This window comes from Chlorobaculum sp. 24CR, assembly GCF_004118635.1.
Taxonomy (GTDB): Bacteria; Bacteroidota; Chlorobiia; order Chlorobiales; family Chlorobiaceae; genus Chlorobaculum.
In genome coordinates, this window is the sequence record NZ_SDGU01000024.1 from 36474 (window position 1) to 57702 (window position 21229).

General features: G+C 54.4%; 20 protein-coding genes. 5 read left to right on the forward strand and 15 right to left on the reverse strand.

Annotated features, from left to right (window positions below):
• Positions 1-796 precede the first annotated feature (796 nt).
• Positions 797-1147 carry a hypothetical protein gene (locus tag EST62_RS05160; protein ID WP_129051039.1) on the reverse strand — a complete coding sequence of 117 codons (351 nt, stop codon included), beginning with the start codon at positions 1145-1147 and terminating at the stop codon, positions 797-799.
• 1867 nt (positions 1148-3014) lie between these two features.
• Here EST62_RS05160 and EST62_RS05165 point away from each other — a divergent pair.
• The gene (locus EST62_RS05165) at positions 3015-4064 is read left to right on the forward strand and encodes a cytochrome-c peroxidase (RefSeq protein WP_129051040.1); all 1050 of its coding nucleotides are present in this window, start codon (positions 3015-3017) and stop codon (positions 4062-4064) included.
• Between the two features lie 79 nt (positions 4065-4143).
• Here EST62_RS05165 and EST62_RS05170 read toward each other — a convergent pair whose 3' ends face one another.
• The 4 genes from EST62_RS05170 to EST62_RS05185 all read right to left on the reverse strand — a co-directional run bounded on the left by EST62_RS05170 (position 4144) and on the right by EST62_RS05185 (position 8014).
• Positions 4144-5592 (reverse strand): hypothetical protein, encoded by a 1449-nt coding sequence (locus EST62_RS05170; RefSeq protein ID WP_129051041.1) that lies wholly within the window; start codon positions 5590-5592, stop codon positions 4144-4146.
• Between the two features lie 107 nt (positions 5593-5699).
• On the reverse strand, positions 5700-6116 hold the full coding sequence (locus EST62_RS05175) for a universal stress protein (protein ID WP_129051042.1): 417 nt from the start codon (positions 6114-6116) through the stop codon (positions 5700-5702).
• Between the two features lies 1 nt (position 6117).
• Complete coding sequence (locus EST62_RS05180; RefSeq protein WP_129051043.1) at positions 6118-7377, reverse strand: Nramp family divalent metal transporter; 1260 nt, start codon at positions 7375-7377, stop codon at positions 6118-6120.
• 403 nt (positions 7378-7780) lie between these two features.
• Positions 7781-8014, reverse strand: coding sequence for a hypothetical protein (locus EST62_RS05185; RefSeq protein ID WP_129051044.1), 234 nt, complete (start codon positions 8012-8014; stop codon positions 7781-7783).
• Positions 8015-8268: 254 nt separating this feature from the next.
• Here EST62_RS05185 and EST62_RS05190 point away from each other — a divergent pair, with 254 nt between their 5' ends.
• Positions 8269-8958, forward strand: a complete 690-nt coding sequence (locus EST62_RS05190; RefSeq protein ID WP_129051045.1) for an NAD-dependent deacylase — start codon at positions 8269-8271, stop codon at positions 8956-8958.
• A gap of 68 nt (positions 8959-9026) precedes the next feature.
• On the opposite strand, the gene EST62_RS05195 is transcribed toward EST62_RS05190, so the two are convergent.
• The gene (locus tag EST62_RS05195) at positions 9027-9503 is read right to left on the reverse strand and encodes a DsrE family protein (protein WP_129051046.1); all 477 of its coding nucleotides are present in this window, start codon (positions 9501-9503) and stop codon (positions 9027-9029) included.
• 282 nt (positions 9504-9785) lie between these two features.
• Here EST62_RS05195 and EST62_RS05205 point away from each other — a divergent pair, with 282 nt between their 5' ends.
• A complete protein-coding gene (locus EST62_RS05205) occupies positions 9786-10604 on the forward strand; it encodes an ion transporter (RefSeq protein ID WP_129051048.1) in 819 nt (272 codons plus the stop codon).
• A 37-nt stretch (positions 10605-10641) separates the two neighbouring features.
• Here the strand turns inward: EST62_RS05205 and EST62_RS05210 are convergent, their stop codons facing one another.
• From EST62_RS05210 to EST62_RS05220, 3 genes are all read right to left on the reverse strand, one after another.
• Positions 10642-11175, reverse strand: a complete 534-nt coding sequence (locus EST62_RS05210) for a hypothetical protein (RefSeq protein ID WP_129051049.1) — start codon at positions 11173-11175, stop codon at positions 10642-10644.
• Between the two features lie 3 nt (positions 11176-11178).
• Positions 11179-11517 (reverse strand): zinc ribbon domain-containing protein YjdM, encoded by a 339-nt coding sequence (locus EST62_RS05215; protein ID WP_129051050.1) that lies wholly within the window; start codon positions 11515-11517, stop codon positions 11179-11181.
• A 106-nt stretch (positions 11518-11623) separates the two neighbouring features.
• Positions 11624-13327, reverse strand: coding sequence for an SWIM zinc finger domain-containing protein (locus EST62_RS05220; protein ID WP_167599195.1), 1704 nt, complete (start codon positions 13325-13327; stop codon positions 11624-11626).
• Positions 13328-13520: 193 nt separating this feature from the next.
• Here EST62_RS05220 and EST62_RS05225 point away from each other — a divergent pair, with 193 nt between their 5' ends.
• The gene (locus EST62_RS05225) at positions 13521-14006 is read left to right on the forward strand and encodes an L-2-amino-thiazoline-4-carboxylic acid hydrolase (protein WP_245153477.1); all 486 of its coding nucleotides are present in this window, start codon (positions 13521-13523) and stop codon (positions 14004-14006) included.
• Between the two features lie 605 nt (positions 14007-14611).
• Positions 14612-15151 (forward strand): IS1595 family transposase, encoded by a 540-nt coding sequence (locus EST62_RS05230; protein WP_129051053.1) that lies wholly within the window; start codon positions 14612-14614, stop codon positions 15149-15151.
• Positions 15152-15503: 352 nt separating this feature from the next.
• Here EST62_RS05230 and EST62_RS05235 read toward each other — a convergent pair whose 3' ends face one another.
• The 6 genes from EST62_RS05235 to EST62_RS05260 all read right to left on the reverse strand — a co-directional run bounded on the left by EST62_RS05235 (position 15504) and on the right by EST62_RS05260 (position 21222).
• Positions 15504-16175: a CPBP family intramembrane glutamic endopeptidase gene (locus tag EST62_RS05235; protein WP_129051054.1), complete on the reverse strand. Its 672-nt coding sequence runs from the start codon at positions 16173-16175 to the stop codon at positions 15504-15506.
• Positions 16162-16812: a ceramidase domain-containing protein gene (locus EST62_RS05240; RefSeq protein ID WP_245153488.1), complete on the reverse strand. Its 651-nt coding sequence runs from the start codon at positions 16810-16812 to the stop codon at positions 16162-16164. Before EST62_RS05240 ends, EST62_RS05235 begins: the two co-directional genes overlap by 14 nt.
• Before the next feature lie 502 nt (positions 16813-17314).
• A complete protein-coding gene (locus EST62_RS05245; protein WP_129051056.1) occupies positions 17315-17743 on the reverse strand; it encodes a DUF2141 domain-containing protein in 429 nt (142 codons plus the stop codon).
• 347 nt (positions 17744-18090) lie between these two features.
• On the reverse strand, positions 18091-19248 hold the full coding sequence (locus tag EST62_RS05250; RefSeq protein WP_129051057.1) for a DegT/DnrJ/EryC1/StrS family aminotransferase: 1158 nt from the start codon (positions 19246-19248) through the stop codon (positions 18091-18093).
• Between the two features lie 101 nt (positions 19249-19349).
• On the reverse strand, positions 19350-20483 hold the full coding sequence (locus EST62_RS05255; protein ID WP_129051058.1) for an iron-containing alcohol dehydrogenase: 1134 nt from the start codon (positions 20481-20483) through the stop codon (positions 19350-19352).
• A 31-nt stretch (positions 20484-20514) separates the two neighbouring features.
• Positions 20515-21222 carry a cytidylyltransferase domain-containing protein gene (locus EST62_RS05260; protein WP_129051059.1) on the reverse strand — a complete coding sequence of 236 codons (708 nt, stop codon included), beginning with the start codon at positions 21220-21222 and terminating at the stop codon, positions 20515-20517.
• Positions 21223-21229: the final 7 nt, after the last annotated feature.

The window sequence follows — 21229 nt, forward strand, 5'->3', positions numbered from 1 at the left end:
TTAATAAACAAGCAAATCACCACGTCGGGCGGAATGCCTGATAATCCCAAATGACGCTATTTCGCTCGCGCTGAATGCCGGGTAATGTGTTCTGATGAAAAACCGGAAAAAGAGCCTTGATGACGCATCTAACAAGTATCATGAGCGCTTTGAGTGCAAGACGGATGGAGCGCAAAAAGCGGGGCATACATGGAGTAGGTGTGGATTTTGAGCGCCACCCGATCCCGACTTGTCGGGACAACAGATGTTTTGAGGCGCCCTTGATACATCAATGTATCTGTTGCAACACATTCCGAACCCTTGTTGAAAAACCATATCGCCTCCCGTTATCTTTTCATGAACAGCAACCATTGCTTCCGGATAATTCATATGAGCAGCACTCAGTCTGGCTCGTCAACTTTCGTCCCTAAATTCGAAAGCCGATCTTGCCGGTATCACCATTGATGGTCAACCTCTTAACTTCCTTATTTGCAAGCTTTTGGCTGTTTTAAAGCGGCGAAAAAATACTCATGACGCCCTAACGCTGCTTTTCTCAATCACACTGAGAGGAACCGCAATTATGGCGTATATATATTAACCAGCAATTCCATGCACAGGTGGCAATCAGAGGTTTTGCAAGACCATTACCCATCCCCTTGGCCTCTCCTTCGTACTCTGAATATTCAACATTTATGCTCACTGAGAAAAAGAAATCTTCAATATATATGCAAAATATGCGATGCGTTTTCATAAAGCTATTCATACACACCAAATCATAAACGCCCAACAACTCATGAACCTGGCAGCCCCTGCCCAATCATGAAATGAGTGGTGTCTGTTCAGCAAGCAAGGACTCGATGCGACGCCCGTCTCGGCAGAACATGGCTTCAGGAAAATCGAAAATGTGAGCTGCTCGCCGTCTGTCATGAGAACCGGAAGGCAAATACAAAAAGGAAGCGCACACAAGCAAGAATAAAGAGTGCTCAATGGCATCCAATCCAGAGAGCAGCCAACGCATCAGCGCACTACGCAAGCGACAAAAAGATACGCAAAAAATACTGACATAAGCAATGTCCGGGAAAAAAGCACCAGGGGTGACGGTAGCGACCAATAGTGAGGAAATCAACGGGCTGAACAGAACGGTATTACGGCTTATGGCTTCGGCCATTAAATTGCATCAATACCTGCAAGCGCCAAACATCTTGTTGCTTGTCATTTTTCCCTGACTTGTCGGGAGAAGAAACCAGAACTCTTTTTTTTATAACAAGATGCATTTTTTCCCGACAAATGTCGGGACTGAAGTACGAGTCCGCTTCGCTCCATTCAGAATAACAGCCTCTTCTCCGCAATCTCTTTGCGCTTTATTGTTGCCCGCGCAGTAATGAGTCGCAGGACACAAAGCGAAAAAACCGAAACCTCTCGATTAACGCGCGAGGTCCCGGCCCTTGTACGCTACAGACCGTATATCTCTTGACAAGTAATTCACAAAACAGGTGAATACACTTGCCCGATTCCGTTATCGCATAAAGATTATTTCAATCCTCGCGTCAACAAACACGCGACTTTGTGTGCGTGTTAAAATACCATCTTGCCAACAATAAGACAATCATCAATTCGGTAATGAAACGGCCTTCGTCAATGCCGACAAAAACTCAGCCCCTCTCGCTGACCATCACCAGCCAAACAGAAAAAGCGTATTATAAGCGTCATTTCACCAAATTCAGGCTATGCTTGCCATAACATGAGTCTGCATCATGAAAAAATTCCTCATTTGCTTTTGCGAGCTAACTGATGCCACATGCTAACAAAAAAAGCGACAACCGGCATTCAGCTTCTGATGCCTCAGACGGCTTCGATGACGCCTCCTCTTGTCACGATGCTTTCGTGCCGGTTCATTCACCATTGAATTGAATTTTCAACAATAACATTATCGATGGAAAATATCCACGCGCCCGAATGGACGCGATAAAAAAAGGACTCTGACTAACAATCATAATCATAGTTTCAATCCACATGTCCGAAAAAATGACATGACGGCCTCCATCGCTCAACGAAAAACAAGCGCAAAAAGCACAAACCATATAGATCAACACATGAAACCACAGAAACACAGTTTATACCAGAACTAAAAATTGTCAGACATTGCATGACTCATCATACCTGCTGCATTGAGCCACTTTGTATTCCACAGAACATTGAACGTAAATCCGACAATAATTTACCATGATTTTCCCGGTACGCAAAATCAATGAGGTCAATAAAAGTGATATAGCAAGTAGAAGTAAAATAATCTCCATTTAATAATTTTGCAACATTTTATATATAAAAGACGATAATATTTATTATTGATTCGCAGAGCCTCGATACCAATAAAAGATAGCCGCGAAGCCTCCAAAACATATAACAACCAATTCGCCTATCAATAAATTTACTTAACCCGACTCGACGCAGAATAAAAACAACAGAGGCTGATCCAATGTTTCAGGATGATTACCCGCCATCCAACGCCATCCAATGCGTAGCCTGACTCCTGAAATACAACTGACAGGAGACCATCCTCAGGCAATCGTTATAACTGCTCTAAGCAGGTAAACATATTTTTCATATTTTATTTCAACACTAATTCACCTCTGACCTATACAGCATAAAGCCTCTATATATTTTTCTTCGACGAATTTCCCTGAAAATATTATCGTCTCTCGATATATTGAACAGTGCGCCACCAAATACATGAAAAGCTGTTTTTTTTCGGTATTCCAACTTTTTCTCCTATCAAAATATTTTCAGCTCTCACCACAATACCGGGAAGCAGGATGCGATCTTACGCACAAAAAACCTACTGCCAAACATCGGTAACTTCGCCATCAAGGCAAAAGAAGATGCTTTTATTTTATTGCATTATCACTTCATCAGCACTATAAACCGGCGCGTCTTGATGCAGTAACTATCCTGCGCTGACGCTTGACGCCGGGTTTTGCGTACTCTGTTCGCTCTTTGTCCGTTTCAATTTTCAGTCACTTCAACATGGAGGCTTTATGAAAAAACAGTCACTCGTTGCTGCACTCTCGATCATGGTCACGGTAACGGCCTGCTCTACGAAAAATCCGTCGGAACCAACGCCGACACCACCAGCTCCTGAGCCTGTCGCCAAAGTGAGAGACGGTGAACCGGTGAAAATCATCAAGCCGGCAAAAGTCGCCGATCCGGCGCTTGTCGAACTCGGCAAGAAGCTCTATTTCGATCCGAGGCTTTCCAAATCGGGATTCATTTCGTGCAACTCGTGCCACAATCTGAGCATGGGCGGCAGCGACAATCTCAAGACCTCCATCGGCCACAAATGGCACCAGGGTCCCATCAATGCTCCGACCGTGCTGAATTCGAGCATGAATCTCGCGCAGTTCTGGGACGGACGCGCCAAAGACCTTCAGGAACAGGCGGGCGGGCCAATCGCCAATCCGGGCGAAATGGGCTTTTCTCACGAGATGGTGGTGGCTGAGTTGCAGTCGATTCCTGGCTATGTGGAGGAGTTCAAAAAGGTGTTCGGCACCGACAAGATCGACATCGATCAGGTGACGAAGGCCATCGCCGCTTTCGAGGAGACGCTGGTGACGCCAAACTCACGCTTCGACAAGTGGCTGGCGGGTGACGACAATGCCATCACCAAAGAGGAACTCGAAGGGTACGAGCTGTTCAAGTCGAGCGGCTGCACCGCCTGCCACAACGGAGAAGCGCTCGGCGGAAATTCATACCAGAAGATGGGCGTCGTCGAACCCTACAAGACGACCAATCCGGCTGAAGGGCGCGAGGCTGTTACCCACAAGGATGCCGACCGCTTCAACTTCAAGGTGCCAACGCTCAGAAACGTCAAGCTGACCTATCCGTACTTCCATGATGGCGCGGCGCAGACACTTGGCCAGGCGGTGGAAACCATGGGCAAAATCCAGCTCGGCAGGAAATTTTCGCCTGAAGAGAATGCAAAGATCGTCGCCTTCCTGAAAACCCTGACCGGCGATCAGCCGAGCTTTTTGCTCCCGATCCTCCCGCCGTCGTCCGACAAAACGCCACAGCCCAAACCTTTCGAGTAACGAACCCGCCTGCATATCACCAAAAACAGCCTCCGTCGAGAGGCTGTTTTTGGTGTTGTTTGGACGAAACCTTCCGGCGTTACCTTCCGCCAAACGCCAGGGAAAGCCCGACGACATCGGCTTTGAACGGCCCGTTCACGGCGTCGAGTCGGCCAACGGTGGCCAAGAGCGCAACATCCTTGCTCACCTGCACGCCAACACCGCCATTGACCTGCCACGCCAGTCCGGAACCCATCGCCAGTCCGCCGCCACCAGCCGCGCCGACCAGCCCTTCCGCCTCGACGAACAGTGGCCCGGCGATCGTCTGGTGCAAGCCGCCGCCAACCAGGCCGATCATGTACGCCCCGGCCTGGCCGTCATAGGCGGCAAGCGCCTGACCGGTCACGTACACCCACGGCACCGGGAAGTAATCGAACTGAACGCCAAGGTTGTCAACGTCCTGATTGGCGTCGTGAGAGCGCCAGCCGTCGGCTCCATTGAAATAGCGCTGAGTCACCATCCTCACCCTCACCGGAAGCTTCTCGTTCTCGTGATGCTGCGACTTCTTGCCGAACGTACCGCCGATCTCCAGCGATGGGCAGATGGCGCTCAGGCTGCCATTGGGCGCTCTCTGGTACGAAACGCCCGCCGCGGCAAAAAGGTCATCGCCAAGCGCGCACCGCAAGTCGGCCCCCGCATCGACAAGAAAGCCGCCGCCGGTATCGACGTTCCCGCCACCGCCGCCGCCAAGCCCCAGGGAGCCGTCGATCCAGATAGTGTCCGACAGCGGAATCTGCAAGCCCGCGCCCACCAGCACCTGCATGTAACCGGTGCTGCTGCCGCCAGCCGCGCCTGCCGCTTCAAAACGGAGGAATATGTCGTCATCGAAATAACTTCTCCACTCGACGCCGAGCAGGGTAAAGTCATCCTGCACTTTACCCGAAAGATCGCGCGAGCCGGAACGAACCCGCACCAGCTTTGAAACGACGGCAAGCGAGTTCTGATCGTAAGCGAGTCCGTCGAACTGCCGGGAGGAGGAGCCGAACGGAATGGCGTAGAACACCACCGGCTGCGTCGAATCGATCGCGCCACCATTCGGAAAATCGACGTAACTCACCCCCGCGCCGATCCGGCCCAGCTCCTCCAGGTCATACACCACCCCTGCGTATCCGCGAAGCATCAGGCCGCCGCCGCTCAGGGTAGCGCCTCCCCTGCCGCCGCCAGCGCCGACGAAAGCACCGGCTTCAAGCCCGAACGGCCCGGACACCGGCACATGGGCCGTGCCCTGAAAACCGATCGTAATGAAACCGCCACGCTCTCCGCGCACCGCCGTCCAGGTTCCGACGCCGGCACTGAAATTCTCGTTAAACTGGCGCTCAACCCCCAGTCCCAGCATACCCATCGACTCGCCCGCAGGCAGCGACAGCGACTCGTAGGCCGCTTTCACGGTATAAGGCGCGCCTGAATCCGAAGCCCGCGCCTCGCCTCCGGCGGCCAGCAGCAGGCAATAAAGGGCGGCGCACCCCAAGGCTTTCTGAAACAAACTCATATTCGATCCTCCGATCTGTTACGTTGATGAAACCTCTTTCAGAAAAAATTCAGCCATGCCAGACTCCGCGACCGCTTGCGGCAATCATGCGCCTCTGGCTTGGCGGATTATCCGCGAAACTCTCCCCTGGCCAGCAGCAAGGGAATGGTGATTTTGTTGCGCAAGGCGCGGGAAACGCTGCCAAAAAGCAGCCGCCCGAACAGGGTGTGACCATGCGCCGCCATGGCGAGCAGGTCGTATCGATGCTCTTCGATCTCCTTGAGAATCTCCCGGTCTGGCTCCCCGCTCCGGATCAGCACTTCGACCTCAATGCCCTGCTGCTGCATCGCGGCCCGGTAGCGTTCGAGAAACTCCTCGGCCTGCTCCCGCAGCGTGCGCTCCTGATCGAGCGTGTGGGAGTGCGCCACATGCAACAGATGCACGCGCGCCTTCAGAGGCGCGGCAAGAGCCGACACCTGCTCGACGAGCGCCTCGTCCGCCTCGGAGCCATCGACGGCGGCGAGTATGTTCCGGTAGCTATGCATGTCATGTATCTCCTGTCACGGTGGTATAGAGCAGATAGAGATTGAGCGCCACGACCACCAGGGTAATCAGTACCGCCGCGACAAACTCGACGCCCCGGCTCCGGAACACCCCCATCACCTTTTCGCTCCGGCAGAGCACCAAGAGCGGCAAGAGCGTGAAGGGCAGTTGAAGGCTGAGCACCACCTGGCTGAAAATCAGAATCCTGAAGGTATCGACGTTGAACAGAATGATGATGAACGACGGTATCGACGTCAGAAACACCGCCACGCGCCAGAGCAGGCTCTCCGGATCTTCGGGCTTGCCGAGAAAGCCGGTGATGACGTTAGCCTCGGCCATCGAGGAGGTGATCGACGAGCCGACCCCCGCGAAGACAAGCGCGACGGCGAAGAGCAACCCGGCAAGCGGCCCGGCAAGCGGCTTGAGCGTCGCCGAGGCCTGCTCGATGCTCTCGACCCGTACGCCGTGCTGGTGAAACACCGCGGCAGCGACGACGATCATCGCCGAGTTGACCACCCAGCCAAGCGTCATGGCAAAAAGGGTATCAATCTTCTCGTAACTCAGCCGCTCCTTTTTCTCGTCATCGGTCATGCCCCATTTCCGGCTGTGAATAACGTTGGAGTGCAGAAACACATTGTGCGGCATCACCACCGCGCCAAGAATGGCAATGGCGACATAGATGCTCTCGCGCCCCAGCACCGGCGTAACCGTGGCGGGCAGCACCTCATGCCAGGCTGGCCGCACGATCCAGAGTTCAGCCAGATAACAGAGCGCGATGATGCCGAGAAAGCCGACGATGATCGTTTCGATGCGGTGGTAGCGCTGGCTGACCACGAAGAACACTTCGAGCACCACGGTCAGGAGCGCCCCAGCCCAGAGCGGCATTCCGAACAAGAGACTGAATCCGATGCCGCCGCCAACCAGCTCGGCCACATCGGTGGCGACGCAGGCCACCACAATCGTCAAGCCGAGAAACGACGAAACCGGAGGCGAAAAATGGTCGCGAATGTTGACCGCCAGCGACTTGCCCGTCGCGATGCCAAGCCGCGCGGCCATGTGCTGAATGACGATCAGAATCAGCGTACTGAGCGTTATCACCCAGAGCAGTTCGTAACCAAACCGCGCGCCCCCATCAATATTGGTAGCCCAGTTACCAGGATCGATAAACCCGACCGTAACAAGAAACCCCGGCCCGAGAAATCCCGGAAGCTTTTTAAGAGGAACCCTCCCGGATTGCAATAATTCCGAAAATGAAGCCACCATAATCGAGAATTGAACAAACCGCTTGCCGGAAACAAACCATCGTGATTTCAGCCTGAGTCACCCGGCATTCGGAGCAATGAAAAAATCGGGCATGAGCTTTCCGCTCACCATCCGGAACAAGCCCTTCCGCAAGAAAAATTCGCCGCTTTCGATGGCGGCCCGGAAGTTACTGCTCTGGGAATCATCGGTATCAATACCTGCAAGCGCCAAACATCTTGTTGCTTGTCATTGAGTCCCGACAAGCCGGGAGAAAAAAGCGGAACTCTTTGTTTTGTAACAAAATGGATTCTTTGCCGACAGCAATCGGGACTGAAGCGCGAGTCCGCTTCGCTCCATTCAGAATGAGGGTCTCTTCTCCGTAATCTCTTGGCGATTTCTTGTTGCCGGAGTCATAAAACAACGGTTACCGAAAACTGCCCGGCTCGGCTGGAGAAGCTGATGGCCAGTCATTCCCCGGTTCATGTTCAGCATCGCCAGAGGACGGTGCCGAAGAGCGCTTCTCCTGCATCACGGCGTCAAAAAGAAAAAAGCCCGCGCCCGCGATCAGCAGACCGGGCAAGCCGCAGGCAACCATCGAAACTCCGATTGGGGGCAGAAGTAACGCGCCTCCCGTAACAGCAGCAGCTTCCTTTAACATGGCAACTCCGTTGGTTCACAATTTTGATCTTTATATAATAATTTACTTCAATATAATTACTCACGCACTTCTTTGCAGCATTCCGGACAAGAAATGTCAGCAAGCGACCCGATTCATGAACTCCGGAATGCCTCTTTTTATTGTGGTGAGAGTTCAGGAAGTTCGCCGGATAAAGGAGCGCAGAAACCGGAACATGTCACCGCAAATCGGGATCGACGCCGTAATCGGGTATCGCGACAAACAAAAACCCACTCATGAAACAGATCGATCTTTCACTTTACCGGCGCATCATACTCTTTACCGGAGCCGGTATGTCGGCGGAGAGCGGTGTGCCGACATACCGCGGCAAAGGGGGCGTCTGGAGCCGGTACGACTACCAGGAGTACGCCTGCCAGGCGGCGTTCGAGCGCGATCCCGAAAAGGTCTTGCGCTTTCATGAACTCCGCCGCAGAACGGTGCTCGACTGCCATCCGCACGACGGACACCGCCTCATCGCCGCCATGCCGGAGGTGTGCCTCATCACGCAGAACATCGACGGGATGCACCAGCGAGCCGGATCGCGCGACGTGGTCGAGCTGCACGGCAGTCTCTGGCGTTTGCGATGCGAGCGGTGCGGAGCGGGTAAGGAGGATTTCGGGCGAAGCTACGAAACGCTGCGGTGCGACTGCGGTAACTGGCTCCGGCCCGCCATCGTCTGGTTCGGCGACCTGCTCGACGAGGCGGTCATGCACGAAGCCTCGGAGCTGATCTCCGCCTGCGACCTCTTCGTCAGCATCGGCACCTCCGGCGCCGTCTGGCCAGCCGCGGGCTTCCCCGCCCTGGCCAGGAGAGCCGGGGCGTATTGCATCGAAATCAACCCGGAGCCGTCAGGCACGATCAGCTACGACCTGGTCATCCGCGAACCGGCAAGCAAGGCGCTGTCCCGGCTTTTTGACATGAAATGAAAAAGCGCCGCCGCCGATCCGGGATTCCGGAAATCGACGACGGCGCCATGAAAAAAATAGCGGAGAACTCAGTAGGTCAGCAGCTTGATGCCATCTTCAGCCATAGCGGCGGCGACAACCGGCGGCTTGGCGATCGTGACGCCCGCGATGAGAGCCGAAGGCTGCTTGCCTGCGTCAGGCAGGTAAAGCGGGCAAATTTCGACCGTAACGCCTCTGGCGACGAGACCCTTGAGCAGCATCTGGGGCGACTTGTTGAGCGGCTTGAAAAGCTTCTCCTTGCTGCCTTTCAACACAAGCTCGCCAGCCTTGCCGCAAAACAGCACACGGACGGAACGTCCCTGGTTGAGCGTCTGGGTCGAAAGCACCATCGCCATCATCTGCGTCATGGGGTCATCGGAGGTGACCACCACGAACAAGCCTTTGCTTGCGGGCTGAACGGCTGCGGCCTGAGGTTCCGGGGAAGCGGCATCGAGCGTCGCGCCAAACGAAAAGATGGTGGTCAGCGCAATAGCGAGCGCCGTGAACGATTTCCTGAATAGTGACATAAATAACTCTCCTTTTCATGTTCAAGTGAATTAACGGCCTTAATATACAACAAAAACAACAGATACCCGCACCTGCCAGCGCTTGAGCGCGCTATTTTTTCAGTCATTTGACACATCATCAACTGCTTGTACGACAGACAAGCCCCGCCATTGCTCACTCTTCCCGGCCTCAAACATCCCGTTTCATATCCGGAAACGGGTGTCGTATATTTTTTAGTGACGCTTACGCCCGCCATCCGGCGACAACCCGTTTTTGCCGAAACAAGAAATGACGCCCCGTACATGACTCCGAAAAAAAACCTGCGGCAGCAACTGCACCATATCATTTTCGATTACGACACCCTGCCCGCCAAATCGTTCGATCTCTTGCTGATTGCGGCGATCATCATGAGCGTCACCGTGGTCATGCTCGACACCGTCCGGTCAATTCACGACGCCTGGGGGCAGTTGCTGTACGGACTCGAATGGTTTTTCACCATCCTCTTCACCCTCGAATATGGCATCAGGCTTTACGCAACGGAGTCCAGAAAACGTTACTTCTTCAGCTTTTACGGCATCATCGACCTCTTGGCCATTCTGCCGACTTATTTCAGCATCTTCGTTCCCGGCACCCAATACCTGCTCGTCATCCGCTTTTTCCGGGTGCTGCGGATTTTCCGGCTGCTCAAGCTGGTCAAGTTCGTCAAGGAGGCCGAATTCGTCAAGGCCTCGATCATCGCTTCGGGTCGCAAGATCGTCTTTTTCCTCTTCTTCGTGCTCGTCACGGTCAGCATCATCGGAGCGCTCATGTACCTCATCGAGGGCGAAGAGAACGGATTCACCAGCATTCCGAAGGGAGTCTATTGGGCGATTGTGACCATCACCACGGTCGGTTACGGCGACATCTACCCGCAGACGGTCCTTGGCCGCGCCCTTGCCGCCCTTTTGATGATCGCCGGTTACAGCATCATTGCCGTGCCGACGGGCATCGTCAGCGCCGAAATGGCCGCCATGCACGGCAAAATCGAGGCCGAGCGCACGCTGGCAAGCTCATGCTGCCAAAGCAACGCCCTCGACCCCGAAGCCCGCTTCTGCAAAGTCTGCGGACGGGCGCTGGAGTGAGGCCGACGCCCGTTCGGTCAGAAGCGCGTAACATTCTTTATTCCATGGAGTTCCGGTCGCTGAACATCACGTCGGCCTTCGCCTCTTCCCAGAGATTGCCGTATTTGAGCTTTTCGGTGTCGGTGAAGCGGATGGCTCCGGCAAGATACCACGACGCCGGGTGCTTCTCCGGGTCGTCGCCTTCGCTCTGGCCCATCGGCTTGAGCGCGGCCACCTTGCCATCCTCGCCGCGAATCACCTTCCAGTGGCCCATGACGTAGTGCTCCGCGCTGGCGGCCACCACGTCGAGAATCTCCTCGATCTCGCCCAGCTCGCTGTCACCCCGCAACGCCAGGCCGCCATAGGCGTAAGCCACGGCGCGATGCTCGTCGAGCACGAAGCGCAGAAATTTGTTCCGCGCCATCGGTTGCAAGGTCAGTCCGTCAGTCAGGTAGATGAACTGGCAGCCATCGGCGGCGACCCCGGAAATCGAGCGCGGCAGCACCCCATCCTCCTCGGCGAGGCTGAAGTACCACTCCGAATACTCCTCATACAGCTCGCGGAGCAGCTCCATTGAATCGGCAGTTTGCATGACTCACCCCTTTTTGACGAATTCCGATTTCAGTTGCATCGCGCCGAAGCCATCGATCTTGCAATCGATGTCGTGATCGCCCTCGACGAGACGGATATTTTTCACCTTCGTGCCACCCTTGAGCACCGACGACGCGCCGCGAACCTTGAGATCCTTGATGACCGTCACCGTGTCACCATCCTGCAACGTGTTGCCGTTCGCGTCACGCCAGACGCGCTCCGCCTCGGCCTCGCCCGCCCCGGCACGGCTCCACTCGTGAGCGCACTCCGGGCAAACGAAGAGCGCGCCGTTTTCATAGGTGTATTCTGAATTGCATTCCGGACAGTTCGGCAGATCGCTCATGAGAGTACTCTTTTGAAAATTAAGGCAATGACAAAAATTGTGGCGACAGTATAACGATTTCCCGGCAGCATCCATGATGCGGAGCGAGGCAGAGGCCGCCCTGTCGTCAGACGCGCGCCAGCTCCTCCATCAACGCCCTTCGCTGCGAGTAGAGCCTCCTCAAATCGGCGATAACCCCGTTCGCCTTTTCGCGCCCGCCGAGTTTTATCATTCTCCGCAAATACCGGCACGCTTCCTGATAGTGATTTCGCCCGACATTCGCTTTCAGGTAATCGGCAATCGCCTGGGCGTACAATTCGACCAACTCGGCAGAATACTGCCCGGCGAGCCTCGATTCGTACTCTTCTATGGTATGAAGCGTCGGCAACTGGCGCACGAGACTCAACAGCCGTTCCATCCACCCTTCGCTGATGAAAATTCCGGCGAGCAGCTCCTGGGGAATGTATGGTTTTCTGCTGCTCTCAATCTCGCCGAAAAGCTCCTCGACAAACGGAACCCACCGCTCCGGCTCGATCTGCTGCTTCAGGATGGCGTAATAGTTCTCCTGAAACCGGTTGCTCTGAAAAAACAGAGTGCGGGCGTATTGAATGACAAGCTCGCGATCGCCCTGCGCCTGGGCGATTTTGAGCAGCCAGTCACGCCATTCGATCACAAGCCCCGGATATTTCGGTTTGTCGTGCGCGATGCCATCCTCGGCAATCCGGCGTACCTTGTCGAAATCGCGGCTCTCCATCGCCTTGCGGAGCGCGATCCGGCGCAGCTCCGGATTGCCGAGGTTCGCTTCGAGCCAGGCGTCAGCCGCCGCCTCGCCGCCGGTTTTCGCCATGAGTCCGTACTTGAGGGCCTGCGCAGCTTGCCCGCTGTAACGTGAGCCGCCTTCACGCTCCAGCGCGGCGAGCAATGCACGGCGCTCTTCGTCGCTCTCGACCAGCTCCGCGGCCATCCGCAACATGCCAAGATGCCAGTTCCAGCCGTCGTAGAGTCGCTTCTCTACTGCCTTCATGCAGTAATCGAGCAACTGTTTTCTGACGCTCGCGGCGGGCTGTGATTGTGCGACGCCGAGCATCATGGCGTAAGCGTCGCTGATGCAGTCGCCGATCGAGCCGTCGCTGTCGTCGGCATACTGCAACGCGCCAACCAGCTTCTCCATAACGGCCATGCAGACCAGCAACCCCTCGCGCTCATTCCGGGCCTCGAACTGCTTGCGAGCCATTTCCAGAATATTCGCGACACCCCTGGCGACCCGGTTCGACTCCGACCAGCCGATAAAGCCCGACCGGTCTTTGGCGCTGCGCAAAATCGCCGTCAACTGCTGCGTGTAAAAGCTTTTCGATTCGCCGGAACCAAGGGTGGCGAAGGTGGCGAGCACGAGGTTCCGGAACTGGACGTTCTGGCTCGCCTGCTCCCTGACGAACTGTTTGAGATCACCTGGATCGACGGCATCGAGCAAGGCATCGACCCGCTGGGCCACGGTTTTGCGCTTCGAGGGCTTTTTGGCTCCGGCGCTGTTGGTCGAGGCCTTTTTCACCTTCAGGCCAAGCTCGTCCTTGCGCAGGTAAAAGAGCACCGCCGCCACGTGCTTGCAGACCGGCCCCATGTCGTACGGGCAACTGCACACATGCTCGACCAGTTCGCCGCGGTCGATGACGAGCCGCACGGTGTATGGCTCCGTACCCTCGACCGTCGCCTCGAACTCACCCGGAGCGCCCTCGACAGGCTCGCTTACCTGGCCGTTCCGGAAACAGGTCAGACCGCGTTTCAGCATTGGTGGATCGATACATTCGTCGAACCGGTTCAGTGGAATTCGCATGGCATTTTCAATGAGTTGATGTTGTTCTCTTCTGCATAACCGGTCCATAAACGCCGGATATTCGACCGATCCATCGCACCGGATGCGTAAGAAAAAGTCACGATAAGGCATTTTCAGGAATATGTCAACGCACCTTTTCACAAGAGCGACAAACCGCGAAATCCGCAACAAACCTCAAACAGGAGATGAAACGATGCAAAACGCAAAGACGGAACTGATCGAATCCGCGCGAAAAAAGTTTTCGCGATTCAAAGAACTGAGCAAGCAGCTCGGCGAGGCTGCGGCGTGGGAAGCGATGCTCGAAGGGTTCCCGGAAATCCAGAGGCAGCGCATGGGGCCATTGCTTGCCCGGCCCACGCTCGCCGAAGCTTTCCGCGAGGCTATCCCGCAGTTCAAAACCATCGGCATGGAGATGGAGGTGGTCGATATTTCCAACCGGGGCATCGACGCCGTGCTGGAAATTCAGCGAATCTGCCCGTGGCTGGAGGTGTGCAAGGAGTTCGGATTCGAGACGCCCTGCCACGTCATCTGCGAACTGGACATGGCCGCCACCCGCCGGGCATTTCCGGAGATGAACGGCGAAATCCTCTGCCGCCAGGCGCTCGGCGCGCCGGTCTGTATTTTCGAGTATGATCGCCCGGCGAAAGCCTCTTCCGGCCACGGCGCAGCATCCGCCTGAAACCCGGCTCAAAAAAGGATTACGCTGTTATGGGCTTACCCATTTTGACAGCCCCAGATCATCGAGTCTTGCGGGAATAGATAGCTATTTTATATACACTTTACTATTTAAAGCTCTTCGTGCATACAAAAAACATAAAAATATTCATGACCAGAACAGGGAAAATATAGATTTCATAAACCATTCTCATATTTAAACATAAATACTATATATTTATTGAAAACATCAAAGGGCATGACTCGGAACATTACCACATCTTTTATACGCTATACCAAAGAACTGACTGAGCCTTGGCGCCTGCGGGTGCCGGTTTTGTGCTGTGTAAAGGTGTCGATACAGGATAAATGGATGCGCTGAAGTCTGCTGAAGGAGAGTTTATTGAACTTCGTTTTTTAAAGCTCTTCGCGCATACACAACAAATACATTCCGTCATGACCAGTACAGCTTATTTGTAAACACCCTAACCTCTTGTGATGTCGATTAATAATCGTTACATATATCGTTCAAAAATCTCAGAAGCAAAGTTCCGGGAGCTGGTACGCTATTTTTGCGACGATCTGGATGCAACGCAGATCACCTCACTCAGTGGCCTGAACCGCAATACCGTGAATCGATACCTCAAGGCCATTCGGGAACGCATTGCCGAACATTGCGAGTCGGAAGCTCTTGGCTCTTTAGCGGGCGAAAACGATGCCGACGAGTCCTTGTTTGGGCCTCATCGCGTTCAAATCAGACCTGCCGGTGACGCAACGACCAGAACCACCGTTTTCGGCATCATCAAGCCGTGCAGCAAAGTGTACACCCAAATCGTGACGGATGGCGCGAAAGACTCGCCAAAAAATAGCATGGTTATTGGCAGTGTGACCAGCAACAGCGCGATCTGCCGCAACAGACTTCCGGGCAGCGAAGAAGCTGACAACGACGGTGAGAGCGAATTGTCGAGAGGCCTCAATCGCGCCACAAGCATCGAGGGGTTCTGGAGCATTGCCAAAAACAGGCTCGTCAAGTTCCGTGGCGTGAACAAGAACACCTTTTACCTGCACCTCAAAGAGTGCGAATTTCGCTACAACTACCGCAACGAGAACCTGTACCTGCAAATTCTCAAACTCGTCAGGAACAAGCCCCTTTTCGAGGAATCGCCCTGAAAATTCTCTCTTTCAGAACCCGGCCACCTCACGGAGTCGGGTTCCGAATTTCTCGATCAGCGCGTTGCCCCGTTATTACTTCGGCGATTACAACGCTCAAATAATTACCCCGTCCCGAAAGCGTTCGGGAGGGGGGGCTTATCCATAGACCAAATCTCTCCCGGCGAAGGCGATTGCGACTTTTTGTTGCCTGAGTAATAAGCCGGAAACGATGAGCCTTGAATGGAAACACGGCAAGCTTCTTCCTGATGCTGACCGTTGTTTGATAAATGGTTCGTCATCCCAATCCCCAAAACCGATAATTTTCTCAAGAAAATCTTTTCAAAATAACCTTATGGCAAATGAACACTCTTTACACAACACCCAAAACGAGGGCGACGCATCCAAGCACGGCATGGGAGAATGAAATGGCAAAAAGGTTTGTCTGCCTGATGTAGGTGTACGACCAGAAAACACCGGCAATCAGGGTAAAAAAGAGGGTGAGAACATTATGATAGATAATGTGAACAAATACATACGGAATTGCCATAAAAAGGACAAACACCAACCTGTTCTCCCAGCCACAACGCCTTAAAAGAGCATACATATAACTGCGATAAACAAACTCCTGAAAAGGAGATGAAATGAAAACATAAAAAATCAAAAAAAGCTCTTTCGACAGAAACTCACGCTCCACAAAGCCAAATCTGTTGGCAAATGAAAGAACAGCCAAGAAGCCAACCAGAAAAGGAATCTGCATCAAAAAGGCTTTGCGAATATTATCTTTTCTGAAACCAAGCTCGCTCAATGTATAACCACGAACATACGACAGGATGGAAAACACCGACCCCAACGCAAGAAGCATATAAATACGCCACCCATAAGGAATAATATCGACATAGATCAACGCCGGTACAATCATCAAAATCCCAACCGAATACAACAGTTGCCACCTTGCTTTCAGCACCGATCTATCAGTACCGGCAATAATTCTCTCCATTTTTCTTATCAGACTATCTGATTGCACATTTTTATGATCGTTCAACACGAGCCTCCTTTAACCCGGAATTCACGATAATAATTCTCGATGTCAGGTATAAAAGCACACCATTGAAGAGATGCCAGAGAAAATGGGTCCCGTATGACCATACAGGACAAAGAGTTGCGTCAATTGTACGAAAGAACAGCGAAACCGCGAACACAATCAATGCGTAAATCCCCATCATCGGCTCTGCCTTCTTGCTGAAATAGTGATACACGGCAACAATCATAACCGACGAAATCGCGGGAAGATACAGAACAGAACCATTCAGCGCGCCCTTAAAAGACAGCGCGTACAAACTGACAAGCAAAAATCCCGTCGTCAACAAAACGCTGCGCAAACCACCAAGCCTCACAACCCTCGTCATGTAGAGCCATAAAAACGTTATTTGATACGCAAAAATCGGAAACACATCACAAGCCGCAGCCCACCTGGCAGCAAACGAATGATACAACGCGCTACCCAGCCCTATTGACACCATCAGAGCCAAAAGTGTCACATTTCCAGAGCCGAACGCATCACGCTCTTTCATCAACCGAAAAACAAACCAAGCCGCGACAATGAACGAGAGGTTCGTCAGCAAGTTGATCGGTTCATCAAACAACCCGGCACCACTTCTCTCGCAATATTCGTACAACATCACAACAAATAATCAGACTATTCGTTAACTTATTACTTCGGCCATTAAAACTCTTAAACAATTGCCCCGGACTTCAGTCCGGGGTATGCGGATAACGCAAAATAAATCCGGGTTTTAGCCCAATCTCTTCTTGGTGGTGCTTTTGCGATATATTGTCGCCGGAGTAATAATCCATTTGTTTTGGACATATTTTTTCAACCGTAGAAGATCTGCAATAAATACGAAAACACATCATTCTTTTTCATCTCTTTTGTTCAAATCTTCCGCAACCATCGTGAACTGTTCAAGGGAGGCTTGCTGATTTTTGACGATTTCGGCAATGATGACGACAGGCGCAGGCCGATGGTCGAGGTACTGAGAGCTGCCAGAAAATATCGAGATTTAACTTGTGTCGCATGATGAGCCGTCATAGGTGAAACGGTGGAAACATTCCGTTTCCTGATTATATCTCCAAACATCACTTCTTGACTTACTTTTTTTGATGACTTTGATTGAACTCTCATCACCCACCCAGATACTTCAGGTGCACTTCGATTTCCACCTCGGCGCTGTTGAGCTGAAAACTGGCGCTGTCGAAAGAGGGCGGGCCGAGAAAAAACTGGGGATTATTGGAGGTGCCGACGCCCTCTTTCGGAATGCCGAAAAAGTTCTTGTGAAGCTCGCCGCAGCAGGCTTCGTCGTGAATGACGCAAACCGCATAAGCGCCGTAGGGAACCTCCTCGAAGACATAGAGATTCGACTCCCCTATCTCGTGCAGTCCGCCTTTTCTGAACGCATGTTCCGTCTCTCCCGGAAATCCATGCTTGTCCCTGAAAAGCGCGATGCCGAGATCGCCTGTGCAGTTGTGGGCATCGAGCACCCTGACCAGAATGCGACCGGTCTGGTTGACCTGCTCCCCGTTGGATGACGAATTGTCGGCAAATGGATTCATGTGAAAAAAACAGCTATTCAGAAGAAACCTGAAGTCTTTTAAAAAGTAATGTAACAAAGATTTCGCGCTCGCGTGAAAGGCCGGAGTGGCTTAGCGAGTTTTGCAAAAAGGACGAAAAGGACTTATTACTCCGGCCATAATAAATCGCAATCATCTCTAAAAGAAGAAATTGGGCTAAAGCCCTGATTTATTTTGTGTTACCCATAAACCCCGGACTGAAGTCCGGGGCAATTGTTTGACCATTTTAATGGCCGGAGTAATAAGAGACGGAAAGGACGATGACGACAAACGAAAAAAGCCTGCTTCTCGACAGGCTTTTTTCATGGATGGAGTCCCGAATGGCGGGCTTATCCGATCTTCTCCGCGCCGGAGATGATGGCGGCGACCAGCTTGTCGATGGTGGCGTCGTCCATCAGCACGGGGATGTTCAGGCAGATGCTGCTCTGGAGGAGCTGGCCGGTTCTGGGCCACAGCTCTTCGAGGTTCAGGTCGCGGTAGCGGTCGCAGGCTTTGAGCAAATGGCCCCAGACGGCGGCGTAGTGCCAGTCGATCGCTTCGGGCAGAATCTTGGTGCCGAAGCCGTGCTCCAAAAGGTGCGCCTCGAACTGGAGGGCGGCTTCCGGGTCGCGAACCTTGAAGATGAGCGTGTCGCCCTGCGCACCGGCTTCGTCGGTGAAGGGGCGCATCGTGAGGTTGCCGAGATGGCTGATGCGCTCCTTGATCTTGTACTTGTTCTCCCTCGCCTTCGAGAGGATGTAGTCGATCTTGCCGAGCTGGGCCAGGCCGATGGCCGCAGTCACTTCGCTGAGGCGGTAGTTCAGCCCTTTGGCGCGGCGCGGATCCTTGCCGCGCGGCAGGCCGGGAATGTGCATGTGGCCGTGGTCGCTGAACTCGGCAACGCGGTCATAGACCTCCTTGTCGTCGGTGATGACCATGCCGCCCTCGCCGACGTGCAGCGTCTTGCCCGCGTCGAACGAGAAGGAGCCAACCTTGCCGATGGTGCCGAGCTTGCGCCCCTTGTAGGTCGCGCCGAGCGACTGGGCGGCGTCCTCGATGAGCGTCACGCCGCGACGCTCGCAGATTTCAGCAAGCTCGTCCATTTTCGGGGCAGCCCACATCGGAATCGCGACGACCGCTTTGGTTTTCGGCGTGATCGCCTTTTCGACCTCAAGCGGATCGAGGTGATAGGTCTCGTCGATCTCCACCGGCACCGGCACAGCGCCAAGCGCGGCGGCGGCCTCGACCGGCGCGATGAAGGTCCACGCCGTGGTAATCACCTCGTCGCCAGGGCCGACGCCCGCGCCCGCAAGGGCGCAGTGAATCGCCGCCGTGCCCGACGACACGGCATGGGCGTACTTCACGCCCATGTATGCGGCGAACTTCTCCTCAAACTCCCTCGCCTTGTAGTTACCCGGTGCGTACCGGTACAGGGTGGTTTTCTCCCTGCTGAACAGCTCCTGAATCTCGGCCAGCTCCTCGCGGCCAATCAGCTCGGCTCCTGCCATTGTGCAATGCGTTTAAGTTCTTTTAAGTATCCAAAATTTTGTGCCTATAGGACTTATAAGACCTATAAGTCCTATAGGTCAAGAAGAAAAAACTTTACAGTTCATGTTAAAGCGTCGATTACCACCCTGGCTGATTCTTCGTTGAATTCGACCGGGTTGCCGCCGAACGATCCGGAGAGCGCCTGCGACGCCTTGCTGGCAAGTTCGGCGACGTTGCCTTTGCCGTAGCCGTAGGGCACGAGGTTCGGAATGTCGAGCTGGCGATAAAGCGCGTCCATCTGTTCGAGCAGCTCCTGCGCCGACTCCCTTGCCGACGCCCCCTCTTTGCGGGCGGGATTGAGCAGCGCGTATTTGTCGTACCCCTTGGTGACGTTGTAGCGCATCACCTCCTTGAGGAAGATCGCGCCCGCCAGCCCGTGCGGAACCTGGTGCTTCACGCCGACGTAGTAGGCAAAGCCGTTGGTCGGGCCGTCGCCGGAGTTCATCAGCGCCGTGGTGCCGCAAACGCTGCCAAGAGCGAGATCGAGCCGCGCCTCGGCCCGGTCGAGCTGACCCTGCTGCAAAGCGTAGAAAGTACGCTGAAAACCCTCGATGGAAAAGATGCGGCTCAGCGCGGTGTGCCTGACCGAGCCGAAGCTATCGACGCAGTGCACCAGGCTGTCCATCGCCGAGGCGATGACGCTCTCCATCGGCGCGCTCATCGAGAGCTGGGGATCGATCACCGAGCGTTTCGGGAAGTTCTTGCGGCTGTTGATGCCGAGCTTGCGCCCCTCGTCCTCGTCGATGAAGACCGCGTTGAAGCTCACCTCCGCGCCGCTGCCGAGCAGCGAAGGCACGGTCACCAGCGGCACCGGATCGTTCACATCCTTCGGGAAGCCCTTGAGCGAGAGCGCCGGAACCTCGTTGGTCAGGAGCAGCGCGACACCCTTGCCGAGGTCGATGGTGCTGCCGCCGCCGATGGCCACCAGGCCGTCGGGCTGCTCGCGGCGGAAAAACTCCGCGACGTTTTCGAGATGGCGGTAGGTCGGCTCGCCCCTGAACTCGTTGCAATAGATGACCGCGTTGGTATAGCAGGCGTTGATGTTGCGCAGCACATCCTGGAAATAGAGGTTTTCCGAAAGGCTCGCATCGTAGATAATGCCCGGTCTGGTGACGCCGAGCGACTGGAGGTGCTCATGCACGGAGAGTGCTTCGTTGACCCCGATGCACAGGTCGGTGGAGAGGAAAAAGTTCATATTGTCTTGATTCTGTTGGGTTTGTCGGATTTCAGGATCGAACGAACGAGCGGTCGAGACCTTTACGCTTCAGGTAAAATTCGACGAGATCGACCTCTTCGATGGTATCGATCTCCCAGGTCTGCCAGAACTCCATCGGATAGACCGAGAGCTTCCGGCCGATGCGGTTGCCGAACTCGCGCAGCACCGAAGGCGTGAAGAGATAAATCGAGCCGTTCTCGATGTACTGCGACGGGCGATCCTGCCGCATCCCGCGATTGCGATAATCGAAGTTCACGCTGTTCCACTCGCCCTCGCGCTGCTCCCAGATGGTGAGGTCGTCGGCCCGCGTGACCGAAATCAGCGAGTCGGCCTCTTCGCGCCGGAACAGCTCTATGGAGCGGTCGATGTCCCCCGGCTTGCGCAACGGCGAGGTGGCTTGCAGAAAGACGACCGTCTCCGGCTCCGCGCCGCCGTGCCGTTCGGCAATCGTTTCGAGCGCGTGCAAGAGCGCCGACTCCGAACTCGCCTTGTCGCCGCTGATCTCGTGCGGACGGTCGATCACCTCCGCGCCGTACTCGCGGGCGACCTGGGCGATGGCCGCCTCGTCGGTGGTCACGAAAACCTTGTCCACGTGTTCGGCGTCGAGCGCCTGCAAGAGGCTCCATGCCAGCAGCGGAAGACCGGCCACCGGATGGATGTTCTTGTTTTTCAGCCCCTTCGAGCCGCCGCGCGCCGGAATGATCGCTGCCGTCCGCATTCAGTGC

Bases quoted from the DNA above. Each gene is read 5' to 3' on its own strand.
- EST62_RS05160 (WP_129051039.1), bottom strand. From the start codon at position 1,147: ATGGCCGAAGCCATAAGCCGTAATACCGTTCTGTTCAGCCCGTTGATT.
- EST62_RS05165 (WP_129051040.1), top strand. From the start codon at position 3,015: ATGAAAAAACAGTCACTCGTTGCTGCACTCTCGATCATGGTCACGGTA.
- EST62_RS05170 (WP_129051041.1), bottom strand. From the start codon at position 5,592: ATGAGTTTGTTTCAGAAAGCCTTGGGGTGCGCCGCCCTTTATTGCCTG.
- EST62_RS05175 (WP_129051042.1), bottom strand. From the start codon at position 6,116: ATGCATAGCTACCGGAACATACTCGCCGCCGTCGATGGCTCCGAGGCG.
- EST62_RS05180 (WP_129051043.1), bottom strand. From the start codon at position 7,377: ATGGTGGCTTCATTTTCGGAATTATTGCAATCCGGGAGGGTTCCTCTT.
- EST62_RS05185 (WP_129051044.1), bottom strand. From the start codon at position 8,014: ATGTTAAAGGAAGCTGCTGCTGTTACGGGAGGCGCGTTACTTCTGCCC.
- EST62_RS05190 (WP_129051045.1), top strand. From the start codon at position 8,269: ATGAAACAGATCGATCTTTCACTTTACCGGCGCATCATACTCTTTACC.
- EST62_RS05195 (WP_129051046.1), bottom strand. From the start codon at position 9,503: ATGTCACTATTCAGGAAATCGTTCACGGCGCTCGCTATTGCGCTGACC.
- EST62_RS05205 (WP_129051048.1), top strand. From the start codon at position 9,786: ATGACTCCGAAAAAAAACCTGCGGCAGCAACTGCACCATATCATTTTC.
- EST62_RS05210 (WP_129051049.1), bottom strand. From the start codon at position 11,175: ATGCAAACTGCCGATTCAATGGAGCTGCTCCGCGAGCTGTATGAGGAG.
- EST62_RS05215 (WP_129051050.1), bottom strand. From the start codon at position 11,517: ATGAGCGATCTGCCGAACTGTCCGGAATGCAATTCAGAATACACCTAT.
- EST62_RS05220 (WP_167599195.1), bottom strand. From the start codon at position 13,327: ATGCGAATTCCACTGAACCGGTTCGACGAATGTATCGATCCACCAATG.
- EST62_RS05225 (WP_245153477.1), top strand. From the start codon at position 13,521: ATGCAAAACGCAAAGACGGAACTGATCGAATCCGCGCGAAAAAAGTTT.
- EST62_RS05240 (WP_245153488.1), bottom strand. From the start codon at position 16,812: ATGTTGTACGAATATTGCGAGAGAAGTGGTGCCGGGTTGTTTGATGAA.
- EST62_RS05245 (WP_129051056.1), bottom strand. From the start codon at position 17,743: ATGAATCCATTTGCCGACAATTCGTCATCCAACGGGGAGCAGGTCAAC.
- EST62_RS05250 (WP_129051057.1), bottom strand. From the start codon at position 19,248: ATGGCAGGAGCCGAGCTGATTGGCCGCGAGGAGCTGGCCGAGATTCAG.
- EST62_RS05255 (WP_129051058.1), bottom strand. From the start codon at position 20,483: ATGAACTTTTTCCTCTCCACCGACCTGTGCATCGGGGTCAACGAAGCA.
- EST62_RS05260 (WP_129051059.1), bottom strand. From the start codon at position 21,222: ATGCGGACGGCAGCGATCATTCCGGCGCGCGGCGGCTCGAAGGGGCTG.